At 45.4% G+C, this 10,980-nt stretch carries 14 protein-coding genes and 1 pseudogene; 1 reads left to right on the top strand and 14 read right to left on the bottom strand.

The window, feature by feature from the left end:
* The 8 genes from FCN80_RS24520 to FCN80_RS24485 form a co-directional block, all read right to left on the bottom strand.
* A partial coding sequence (locus tag FCN80_RS24520; protein ID WP_170975513.1) for a VirB4 family type IV secretion/conjugal transfer ATPase occupies nucleotides 1-1,125 on the bottom strand: 1,125 nt, incomplete at its 3' end.
* Nucleotides 1,126-1,135: 10 nt separating this feature from the next.
* Nucleotides 1,136-1,429: a TrbC/VirB2 family protein gene (locus FCN80_RS24515; protein ID WP_136992948.1), complete on the bottom strand. Its 294-nt coding sequence runs from the start codon at nucleotides 1,427-1,429 to the stop codon at nucleotides 1,136-1,138.
* Nucleotides 1,429-2,139, bottom strand: coding sequence for a lytic transglycosylase domain-containing protein (locus FCN80_RS24510; RefSeq protein WP_136992947.1), 711 nt, complete (start codon nucleotides 2,137-2,139; stop codon nucleotides 1,429-1,431). The genes FCN80_RS24515 and FCN80_RS24510 overlap by 1 nt, the downstream gene beginning before the upstream one ends.
* A gap of 74 nt (nucleotides 2,140-2,213) precedes the next feature.
* On the bottom strand, nucleotides 2,214-2,444 hold the full coding sequence (locus FCN80_RS24505; protein ID WP_136992946.1) for a hypothetical protein: 231 nt from the start codon (nucleotides 2,442-2,444) through the stop codon (nucleotides 2,214-2,216).
* Between the two features lie 383 nt (nucleotides 2,445-2,827).
* Complete coding sequence (locus tag FCN80_RS24500; protein WP_136992945.1) at nucleotides 2,828-3,037, bottom strand: TraR/DksA family transcriptional regulator; 210 nt, start codon at nucleotides 3,035-3,037, stop codon at nucleotides 2,828-2,830.
* Nucleotides 3,027-3,611 carry a DUF2857 domain-containing protein gene (locus FCN80_RS24495; protein ID WP_136992944.1) on the bottom strand — a complete coding sequence of 195 codons (585 nt, stop codon included), beginning with the start codon at nucleotides 3,609-3,611 and terminating at the stop codon, nucleotides 3,027-3,029. The genes FCN80_RS24500 and FCN80_RS24495 overlap by 11 nt, the downstream gene beginning before the upstream one ends.
* 117 nt (nucleotides 3,612-3,728) lie before the next feature.
* On the bottom strand, nucleotides 3,729-3,920 hold the full coding sequence (locus tag FCN80_RS24490; protein ID WP_136992943.1) for an AlpA family transcriptional regulator: 192 nt from the start codon (nucleotides 3,918-3,920) through the stop codon (nucleotides 3,729-3,731).
* 145 nt (nucleotides 3,921-4,065) lie between these two features.
* Complete coding sequence (locus tag FCN80_RS24485; protein ID WP_136992942.1) at nucleotides 4,066-4,992, bottom strand: hypothetical protein; 927 nt, start codon at nucleotides 4,990-4,992, stop codon at nucleotides 4,066-4,068.
* A 310-nt stretch (nucleotides 4,993-5,302) separates the two neighbouring features.
* On the opposite strand from FCN80_RS24485, the gene FCN80_RS24480 reads away from it, so the two are divergent.
* A complete protein-coding gene (locus FCN80_RS24480) occupies nucleotides 5,303-5,617 on the top strand; it encodes an ArsR/SmtB family transcription factor (protein ID WP_136992941.1) in 315 nt (104 codons plus the stop codon).
* A 100-nt stretch (nucleotides 5,618-5,717) separates the two neighbouring features.
* Here FCN80_RS24480 and FCN80_RS24475 read toward each other — a convergent pair whose 3' ends face one another.
* The 6 genes and pseudogenes from FCN80_RS24475 to FCN80_RS27075 form a co-directional block, all read right to left on the bottom strand.
* Nucleotides 5,718-6,788: a Gfo/Idh/MocA family oxidoreductase gene (locus FCN80_RS24475; RefSeq protein WP_136992940.1), complete on the bottom strand. Its 1,071-nt coding sequence runs from the start codon at nucleotides 6,786-6,788 to the stop codon at nucleotides 5,718-5,720.
* Nucleotides 6,785-7,285, bottom strand: coding sequence for a GNAT family N-acetyltransferase (locus FCN80_RS24470; RefSeq protein ID WP_136992939.1), 501 nt, complete (start codon nucleotides 7,283-7,285; stop codon nucleotides 6,785-6,787). Before FCN80_RS24470 ends, FCN80_RS24475 begins: the two co-directional genes overlap by 4 nt.
* The gene (hemA, locus tag FCN80_RS24465) at nucleotides 7,286-8,200 is read right to left on the bottom strand and encodes a 5-aminolevulinate synthase (protein WP_306767932.1); all 915 of its coding nucleotides are present in this window, start codon (nucleotides 8,198-8,200) and stop codon (nucleotides 7,286-7,288) included.
* Nucleotides 8,122-8,520 carry an aminotransferase class I/II-fold pyridoxal phosphate-dependent enzyme gene (locus FCN80_RS27320; protein ID WP_306767931.1) on the bottom strand — a complete coding sequence of 133 codons (399 nt, stop codon included), beginning with the start codon at nucleotides 8,518-8,520 and terminating at the stop codon, nucleotides 8,122-8,124. Before FCN80_RS27320 ends, hemA begins: the two co-directional genes overlap by 79 nt.
* A gap of 61 nt (nucleotides 8,521-8,581) precedes the next feature.
* The gene (locus tag FCN80_RS24460) at nucleotides 8,582-9,727 is read right to left on the bottom strand and encodes an MFS transporter (protein WP_136992938.1); all 1,146 of its coding nucleotides are present in this window, start codon (nucleotides 9,725-9,727) and stop codon (nucleotides 8,582-8,584) included.
* A 1,121-nt stretch (nucleotides 9,728-10,848) separates the two neighbouring features.
* Nucleotides 10,849-10,980 (bottom strand): annotated as a pseudogene (locus FCN80_RS27075) (IS630 family transposase); the annotation flags it as partial.

Genomic DNA, 10,980 nt, shown 5'->3' with positions numbered 1-10,980 from the left:
CCGGGCCTCCTCGCGTGACATGCAGGTGTAGGACTGTGTGATCACATAATCGCAGGGGGCGTACAGCAGCGAGTCCATCATCCCTGTCGCCGTCTCCTCCGGGAACTCCTTCACTTCCAGCCCCCGGAAATAGTGCGTGCCGCTGGTGTGGTTTATCTGCCCGGACTCCGCCGAAAAGAACAGCGCCGCCGATCCCATCACCGAATACGCAGAAGTGCGGGTGACGCGCACCCTGCGCCACTGGTGCGTCAGCAGGTACTCATAAAAGGCTAACTGGGAGGAGAATACCGTGTTGCCTTCGGTGAAGGTGCCAAGAGGACGTGCAGCATAGCGTGACAGTGCGGTATCGAGCGAGCCTTTGATTTCCAGCATTTCCCGCAGCGCAGCATCAAGCTCTTTCAGTTTATGACCGTCTTTCATGCGTCTGCGCCCGGCCTTCTCCAGGCGGACAAACGGGCGGTAGCAGACAGTCAGGAACAGGCGGTTGCGGCGAAACGGGTCAGCCGCCAGCGAGGCATAATAGAGACGGCTGATGTCATCGGCGTAAGGGTTGCCGGACGTCTTGTGCAGCGAGTCCGTGAACGGCTCCCGCACATTGTGGATATAAAAGGTGACCGGCATCCCTTCAAATGAGCGGATAAGCCCGTGCAACTGGTTCCGGTCGGTACTGAGCGTGTCTTCTGACTCGCAGTCGAACGGGGTGCCCGTCAGTTCCCAGGTACAGTAGAGGTCACTGTTTGGGGAGCGGACAACATGCTGATGAATATGCGATGAATACGGAATGTACTTTCTGAGTGTGGCACACTGATTCAGTTTCATGGCGTTGAGAAACTCCGTGATATCAACAGCATCATGTTCAACGGGCATAAACGCTGTTGCGCCAAAAAGACGGTTTGCTGCCGGTTTTCCTCTTGCCCTGAGCCATACGGCAATCAGGCTGAACCGCATGGGTTCATTCCGGGTGAGCGACTTCATCACCAGAAATTCAACCGGGAGCAGGGCAAGGAAAGCGACGGAAGTCCAGACAGCGACGATGATGGTGAACCCCGTAACACCCAGCAGGGGCACCATCGGCACCCCCCACAGTGCCGCCGGGCGTTTCATTGCCTTGAGCAGCTTTGCCATGGATGCCCCCTCAGCTCATCAGCAGCGCGCCGATCTCACTGCCCCCGCCAATCAGGATCCCGCCGATGATGATGTAGGCGCACTGGGACAGGCTCTCGCCTTTCCAGAGCGTCTTGTAACCCACCCAGATCACGGCCACGGTGATGGTGATGGCCGCCAGACCATGAAGGCCGGTGGAGACTTTTTCCATCACGGTATTTGCGCGCTGAAAACCGTCGGCAAACGCCGGGGTGACAGAGAACGCGGGCAGCGCACTGGCAGACACTGCGCGGACTGCCGTCTTTAGCTTGCGGAAAAGCCTCATTATTCTTCCTCCTTACGGGGTGGCTGCGGGAGACTCCGGCGCACTGACGGCGGGGAGAGTTGTGCGGTGGTGATGTTTTTCTGACGGAGGTTTGCGGGGACGCCACGGACGACAGCGCCCGGCCAGATCACGCGGGGACGGGAAGCATCACCGGCAGGAAAGGCTTTCGGGTAAAAGCCAGCCGCTGATTTGTCCTCGCGGGTGCCGGGGACGGCATAGAGGGTGGATCCCGGAGCATAGCCGATCCGCTGGACATAGCTCGTTCCGGAAAACGCCGCTTCCGGCTGTTGCCCGGTACGGAAATTGCCCGAGTAATAGCAGCTCAGCGCTCTTTTCAGGGAACCGCCACGGCGGTAGCAGTCGCTGAGGATGCGTTCAAAAACAGACAGGTTGGTGCAGGGATCAAGTAGATCAGAAGCCGTCACGCCGTAGTGAAGGAAATTGGTGCTGGTGATTTGCATCAGCCCGACAGAGTAACGGTGGTCCTGTGTCCTCAGGCGGCGGAGAATACGCTCTGCCTCTTCCCGGCTGGCTGGCAGATGAGAAATAACGTGTTTATCGCCGGAAAAGCTTCCGGGCTTCGGGACTATCTCGGCGATGGCATACGGGTTAAAACCGGATTCCACCCGTGCCACGTCGAGTGCCGTGGACGGATGAATGCTGGCGGCGCACTGCATGGCCGCCGCCAGAAAGGCAGTGGTGGAAAGCATGATGGCCTCAGAAAGCAGGCAGCATGCAGGGGCTGTTGACGCTGCATGCTGTGGAGTCAGAATTAAAGGGGTTACTATGCGGTTTCGACAGGATCCGTACTCTGCGACGGACTGTTTTCCTCGCGGGGTTCCAGCAGGACCAGTTTGCCGGAGACGGCAATACCGAGCGTCAGGACAATATTCAGACCGGCTTTACCGTGGTGAGCAAAGGCAACGCCGACTTTTGTCCAGTACGTATTTTTCTCGCCCTGAGTATCCGGCTGACTTTCCTGGGCAACATATGCGTAATAATCGGGTTTTCTCATGATTTACCCTCTTTCATTAAAACGGTTGAAAATACGCTCTTCGATCACATCCCGATCCTGCATTCCGGTTTTAACGGGTCAGCGAGAACATTCAGCGGCACCCTGAATTGTGGTTATGTGACAGCCCGTTCCATATTTTTAAAGAGCGATACCCGGCCCGGACGATAACGCCCAACAGTTCAGCCACTGGGTGACGGCGCTTTCAGGATGAAGGAGAGAAATTGATTTCTGAACGGGAAAGTGAAAATGAAAATAAAAGAGTTTTTCGACGTAGAATTAATGATGCGGAAGCAAGTGGAGAGATGCAGAATTAAGGCATCATTTTTATTTAAAAATAAATATAAAGACGTGGAGAGAAAACTCCCCACGTCTTACCGGTAAAATTAACGTCGGCGGCGTTCAAGCTTTTCCTGACATTTGGTACAGGTTGTGATACCCGGCAGCATCTGACGTCGTTTTTCAGGAATAGATTTACCGCATAAACGGCAGTGAAATAATGATGGCGTTGCTCCCGGTTTAAAACGGTTCTGTTCAATCATCTCTTCCAGCCGCTGCTCATTAAATTCCTGATCGCGGTCGATTTCATCCGGCATGCGATGCCCTCTTGCTGGCGGCTTCCTGCTCGCAAAGGGTGATCCGCTTCCAGACAGTGGTGAGTGGCAGCCCTTGCGTCTGCGATAACAGCGTTTCAGTGACCTGCATCATGGCATCCAGCGCTTCCGGGGAGGCCAGATTTTCCACCCGGCACTTTTGCCATTGCCGCCAGATAACCGCATCGGTCTCTTCATCCGGTTCAGGTGTCCGGCCATAAGGCACACTGACGCCCAGTAACCTGCGACGAAGACAGATGTCGTTGGAGGTGAGGCCAAAATACTGGTTAAGCAGGGCTATCGATCCGCCCAGCCGGATCGCCCGGTTAATCTGCTCATGTCGTTTGTGCTCCTGGTGGGCCAGCGCCAGTAAATGAAGCAAAAAATCATGGCGGATACTGACGGACACAAAGGGAGCCGCAGCCCGGCTGACCATAAACAGTTCATCAAGCGATAACAGATTAAGAGTGTTCATTTCGTCAAACGTGAATCCCAGAGACTCACAGTGACGAATATCGCCCTCCTTAAGAGCATTTAAAGCGCCGGTTAAGACGGCGTAATTCAGTGACGGGATCATCCTGACGTCTCCTCACGCTATATTTCAGAAAAAAACAAGCGAACAAATAATAAAAATCAAACCGAAGTCAGATGAAAGAACTCTTCACAAAACGTATTCATCATCGTTCACGATTATTTATCCCTGGCGGTCAACTAATTTGACGTTGATCCACTCATCAATTTCTGATTCAAGCCAGGCCACGCTGGAAGGGCCAATCTTAATTGAATGAGGGAACATGCCATTTTTCATATACAGGTAGATTTGTGAGCGTTTTAGCCCCGTTTTTTCCTCAACCTGTTTCAGACGTAATAACTGATGTGCTGTCATCGTTTTCTCCTGTGGTGGAAATAACCGGTTAGGTCCGAAGGCAACAAAAAAACACAGTGGAAGGTGCAAAGAAAGTTGATGGGCCCGAATTAAGGATTAGTAGATCCTTAATTCGGGTTATGTATAGGGAGGGATAAATACTCGGTTAGTGAGATAAGGATGTAAAAGAAGGAGAACCCCGCTCCAGTGCATTTTTCAGCGTGTCGCCGCTCAGACGATCAGTAATACCGTCATCAGAAGCCCATTGCTCAAAAATGGACAGTAGCTTGTAAGGCTGCCGGATTAACGGACTAATGACCTCATTATGCTTGCAGGCCAGCCAGAACAGACGGGATAATGGCGTAGATATTCGTGTAGAAGATGGAGAAGCCTGTTTGTTTTGCGCTGGCACGTTGATTAATTTCTCAAGTTCAGCACGCCGTATTACAAAGCAAGCATCCCGCGGCAAGTCATAGAGTGGAAAATAACCTACTTGACAGTATTCCTTTATCCTCAATTGACGAATATTGTTATCAATAACAGAGGACGTATTTGTAGATAGTCGCATGCCCTGCTGTTTTATTCTTTCCTGCCATGTCATTTTTTCGAATGCCTGAAATATTTCTCCTGAAAGAGTAACAGTGATGCCATGATTTATTTCATTCGCACCGATAACGGGTGATGGTATATTCAGGGTGCGGGCGAGTAAACGCTGTACCATGACATACTCGTATCCGGCTAATGATGTGTCAATAATCCGTTTTGCGAGCGTAAAGTATCTTCCTTCGGTACTGAAAATCAGCTTTCGCCCACCAAGAAAACTATTTCGATCAAGGAGGCAAAGCTGATTAATGAATGAGTCCTCTATTGGCCGTAATTTTAGTTTATTTTTCGATACCCGTATTTTACGTAAAATAACTGGTGACTGGAAATAGATGGAGAGGTGAATATGTCCATATAAAGCATGGCGATAAATATCACTATCTGTTATCTTTTCATTCATTAATCTGTTAATTATCCCTATAGCCTCTCGTATGGTTACCCAGTCTGGTTTTATTTTTGAGGTGTACAGGCCTGTGTTATTATTTGACATAATACATCTCCTTCGATAAGGACCATTAATAATGAATTGAATATTTTATTTTTCATAAGAAAAGAGCAGGTGCCCTAAAGAATATCTGGAGAAGTTTGTAAGTTTCTGGAGAACAAAATGATGCAAGTCTGTAATTGACTGCGTTTTTCTACGGCAGAAAAGTGTACAGACATGGGAAATTCAATATTACAGGCTGGAAAATAGAGTGGAAATCTGACGTACAAATAAGTAAAATTATTGGTGTGAAAGTGTTGTTGACTGTTTTTTGTTTAAATAACTATAATGGTTATATTTCAGGAGAAAACGTTGAATGGCCCGTATATATGTCCACCCTGAGATTGAAGATGTCAGCTTACCTCGGGTTCTGTTTGCGCTGAGCGACCCTGTTCGTCTTTCCATGTTGCATATTTTGGCCTCGCAAGGAAAGGTCAACAGTCTGGATTTAGGGCCTGGTATGCCCAAATCGACAATTACCCATCATACTCGTATTTTGCGTGAAGCTGGCGTTACCATAACCCAACCAGAAGGGCGAAATTGCTGGATAAGTCTCCGCCGGGACTTGCTTGATACGAAGTTTCCCGGCTTGCTGGATGCTATCCTTGCTCCAGAACTTGATGCATATTGATGTTATCATGGCATTTTTTTATTCGCTCTGTCAGTTTATCCATGCGGTTGCGTCAGATTCTATGGTCATCGCTTTTCCTGTGTGGATGATCTTTCACTATTTAGCCAAGGCTCTCCAGGTCGGCGTCTTCTGAAATTAATAATCTGTCCGAATTATATATATAACGTACTGAGGCCGTAATTTCAGTTTTTTGGTTAATTTCATCGAGCAATGTTTGTAATGACATGGCAGTTGAAAGTTCTGCGAAAGGTTGCGATGGCGGAGTGTCAAAGGCGACAAAGCGTAAAACCTCTTCACAAAATACGGAAAGTTTATACAATGTTTTTAGCCCGGATTTGTTTTTTTCAACAACATGTTCGGCTATGATTATTTCTTTCCCATTTTTATCACGTGTCCATATTTTTAAGTGATCATGATCCCACTGTGGGGTATCATAGATAATGCGAGAGTGAATAATACACCCAGAGAGATCAACGAATGAAAAATCCACATTTCTCTGGCGCTGGATATTAACAAAACTACTGTAGCCGGTGACAGAAGCATCTCCGAGTTGAGCTGTCAACAGGACGGTATCCAGTACACCGGCACCGGAAATTGAGAAATCGGAGCGAACTCCGAGAACATTTTCTAATTTAACAGTATCTTGAGAAGAGCAAATCCAACTGATCAAGTCCAGAGCATGAATAACTTCACTCGTGACGCCACAGGTTGGTCGATAATCGTTTAATCGATCTTTTCCCCAATAGAAGTTTCCCCGAACAAGAAACCATTTTTCTTTCTGAATTTTATCTCTGAGTATTTTTGTTGCTTCCGAATACCTCTCGACAAGATCTAATGCAAATCCTTTTATTTTTTTCAAATTAGTACACACACTCTGCCATTCATCCCCAGGTACAGCCAAAGGTTTTTCACAAATAATAAAGCCAGTATAATTCTTTAGTTTTTCTAATATTTCTATGTGGCTATTATCATTGACACTAATGATGGTGATTTCTGGCTGAAAAGAGCTTATTGCTGACGATACTGAATTAAAATAGAGTAATGAGTTATCCCGACGTTTCATTCCTACATAAGCAATTTCCAAATCAAAGGCCATTTTTTTAGCTAAGTAATCGAAAGCGCGCCAGTAACGCTGTCCGGCATACCCCAGACCAACGATAAGAATCCTCATGATTTTATATCCTCTCTGAAAAATAAATTTTCCGGACTTCTTATAAATTCGAGACTTTCATAGAATGATTCCGCTTCATGTGTCGCTTCCAGAACTATTTTAGAAACTCTTTTTGAGGTGAACCAATCAAAAAGGTTAAGCATCAATTGTCGGGCAATACCATGGCGCCGCCAGGGCGGCGCCACTACAACAGATTGAACCCATCCACTAAATCCAAAAATACAGTCTCTTGCAGGCGCACGCCGATCAATAATACCGGTAGCGCAACCAACAGCGACTCCATCATTCTTTGCTATCAGTACTCTGATGTTATCGTCAGTTTCTAAAACCTGATTTAACCATTTCCTGTAAGCAATACGCCATTGTATGCTGTCTTCCACATCATGACTGACATAACTGCCATTAGAATCACCTTCGAGAATATATGATCTTAATGCCACCAGATCTTCAATATCCTTTTCGGCAGCGGGACTGACCAAATACGTATGGGATGACATTCATGATACCTCTGCCAACGAGTGAGAGTTTTTCAGCGGGATGTCAAAATAATCAAAAACTTCATGTAATGATGATGCCAGGTGGGCAATCTGGGGTTCGCTATGATTCGGTGTAACATTTACTCTGAATCTCTCAGTACCGACAGGTACGGAAGGGTAATTTATCGGTTGCAAATAAACATGATAGACAGAAAGCAATCTTTCTGCTGCCGATTTGCATTTTATTGCATCACCAATTAGTACAGGAAGGACATGTGTAGTTGAACATTCCATTACGGGAATACTCAACTCGGCTAATTTTGCTCTAAGATTCTTTGTTTTCTCATGCAAAGCAGTTCTTTCAGTTTCATGATTTTTAAGATATTCAATGCTGGCATAACATCCAGCAACTACTGCTGGAGGCAGAGCGGTTGTAAATATAAAACCTGTTGCAAAGGAACGGATAGCGTCAACCAATTCTTTTGTAGAAGCAATATAACCACCAATAACCCCTATGGCTTTAGCCATGGTTCCCTGAATAATATCAACTTGATCTGACACCCCCAGTTCCGCAGCGAGTCCGGCCCCTCGGTGGCCATACATGCCAACTGCGTGAACTTCATCCAGATAGGTTATTGCGTTATATTTCTTCGCAAGAGAAACTATTCCTACGATCGGTGCTCTATCTCCATCCATAGAATATATGGATTCGAAAATAATTATTTTTTGTCGATTTATGGGGTAAGCGGAAAGTATTTCTTCCAGATGCTGTAGATCATTATGTCGAAATATTTTTCTTTCATTTCGAGTTGAACGGACACCATTAATTATCGATGCATGGTTGAATTGGTCGCTGATCACAACGCTATCGTTGAGCAACCGAAGCAGGCACTGCAATGTTGCGTCATTAGAGCTAAAACCAGTGGGGAATACCACAGTGCAGCTTCTTTATTGTGCCAGTCGGCAAGACTTTTCTCCAGTTCAAAAAATAACTCGTGAGTCCCGCCAATGTTACGGGAACCACCAGCCCCCGCGCCATAAGTATCAATAGCGTTATGCATAGCCTTTCTCACAACCGGATGTTGTGACATACCGAGATAATCATTACTGCACCATACCGTCACTGGTTCATCATCTTCGCATTGTAGACGAGCTAAAGGATATTTTCCGCAGATCCTGCTTAGGGTAACAAAATTCCGATATTGGCCTGCTTTTTTCAATGCATTTAATTTTTCACTGAGTTGTTCCTGATACATATTTCCCTCCGTATAACTATTTCACCTTGTTTGCATCTGAACTATAACGATGAACTCTGGGTTAAATGTAAACTGGCGGGGTTAGCATTTTCACAACATGAGATATTGCAGCAATGACGACAACCAGCAGTGCCCCCATGGGCAACCAATATGCAGATAATTGTGTAGTCAACGCTGCGGAACCGATCGCTACTCCAATAGCGCTCCCAAGATAGTTGATCGATGAATTCCATGCGATCAATGAAGTTGAATGCTCAGGAGAATGTGTTACAAGGGCATGTTGTTGGGGAGCCACGCTCGCCCAGCCTGATAATCCCCAAATGAAACATCCCACCATTGCCGCAGGCAGAGGAGCATAACCGAAGAGCAGAAAGCCAATGCCAAGGCTTACCAGCAAAGCTAGTGTAGCCCTTGGCGGTGATAAATATTTGTCGAGAATACGGCCAATAAGCAGAGCTCCCACCATTCCTCCGAGTCCCCACAGCCAGATAAGGCCGTCTACGTACGGGCTAAATCCACGCTCGAAACACACTTCCGCTATATAGGTATAGAGTCCCAACGAGGCAACGCCGGTCCACAATGTGACAACCAAAGTCAATAATGGGAACCGGGTACGCAGAGAGGCAAAGCGCTCTCGCCAGGGAATGGTCGGAAGAAATGGGAATTCATCTGAGCGGCGGCAGATTATGCTGATGGTCGCAATGATACCAAGGCTAGTGATCAGACCAATCGTCCACCGCCAGCCAAACCCATGTTCAATTAACAGCCCAATTGGTACGCCAAGTGCTGTCCCCATGCTTAGTCCGGCTAAAACCAGTGACAAAGCCCTCCCTTTTTGGCTTTCATCAACCATTCCTGCCGCGCTGGAAGATGCGACCGGAGAGTACAAACCAGCCCCTACGCCCGCGATCAGTCGGGCGATAAGCAAAACAGACAAGGACGGAGCCAACATAGTCACCACGTTACCGATACTAAAGAGCAAAAGTCCGCTCAAAAGCGCAAAGCGCGTTGAGTATCTGGACGCGAAAGACGCCAGCAGCGGAGCAGAAACGGCATAGGCGGCAGTAAATATTGCTACCCCTAATCCGACTCTGGCCTGACTGGTATGCAGCTCTTTGGCCATTTCTGGAAGTAATCCAGCCAGTACATAAGCGTCAAGACCAAGCGCGAATGCACCTAACGAAAGCGGCCATAAACGACGTAACATTAGCTCAATCCTTTAAAGTCATAAACAGAGTAAAAACAAATCATTATAAAAGAATGCATATATGTCACTGAATAATAATGAAAAACTAAATGTACCATAATATTCGAACAATGATAATTCCATAATTGTTGAACAGTCAAGGTGTGCTTTATGATAATTTGAAATATATAAATAAATTAAATTTATAATTAGTTTATTAGGGTTTTTTAAATTATGTTTGATATAGGGAATATTACCGCATAGATAATATTTAATTTTAATATTGTAACTAAAGGTGATTAATTTTTTATCGAAGATATAATGAATATTATCTCACAGAGATTGAACAACGCACTGAACGGTTCTGGGATAATATCTAAAAACATTCAAAAAAAATACGCAATTATCATTCTAAATACGTTGATGAAATATCTATTATTTTCAACCGTAGCGAGGGTTGTTAAAAGGAAATTAAGTATTAGAAGTTGTATCTATTGAACACAGGAAGAAAAATAAAACCATCAAGCTGGTCGGATAAAAACGGATAACAATGATGTAAGAATACTGGCCGATAATATGATATATATTGAGGGGTTACTCTTGTTATGAAGGTAAAATATGATATCTTGATTTTTATTCATATTTCGATGCAAGTGATGAGGTTTTTAATCTGTACCAAAAATAAAATTCCGGATATTATTTGATGCTCTTGGGTTTTCTTGACACTGATTATGGCACGGGAATAAAAAATGTAATTTCACTGTTAGGAGAAACTAAGTGATGAGTTTGTTAAACAATGAAAATATTCAGGAGGTCATATAATATTATGTGCAATTGAGCGAATAACCAAGTTATTATACACATAATGTTTTAGAAAAGTTTAATGTCGCCTCTGCAAGGATAGGATAATGTAAAACCATGGCCGGAGGGGAGGAATAAAATATTGGAGCAATGGCAAGCCGTTCTGTAAAATACTCGCCTTTGTGTTTATTTTTCAGGTTTATAATCGTTACTTCCAACAATCAAGAAAAGCATGCCTGTAAGATATGATAACAATATATTCTGTACTGGTATATTAAATTAACTGAACTGATTAATTTTCTGGAAGAGTTTAACCAATTATATTTCCTATATATACCCGATTAACTTGAAGTTGCATTTTTCAGCGTCTGGAAGTTGTCATTAATACGACTCGCCAGAACCCCGGCAAGTCCCGGTAATATTTCGCTGAAGAAGCGGTGTATTTCTTCCCGGAACACCTTTTGTGAGGTGAA

It is taken from the genome of Martelella alba, from assembly GCF_005217455.1.
Lineage (GTDB): Bacteria > Pseudomonadota > Gammaproteobacteria > Enterobacterales > Enterobacteriaceae > Acerihabitans.
The sequence above is the reverse complement of the archived record's forward strand: the minus strand, read 5'-3'. Positions and strand labels throughout refer to the sequence as shown.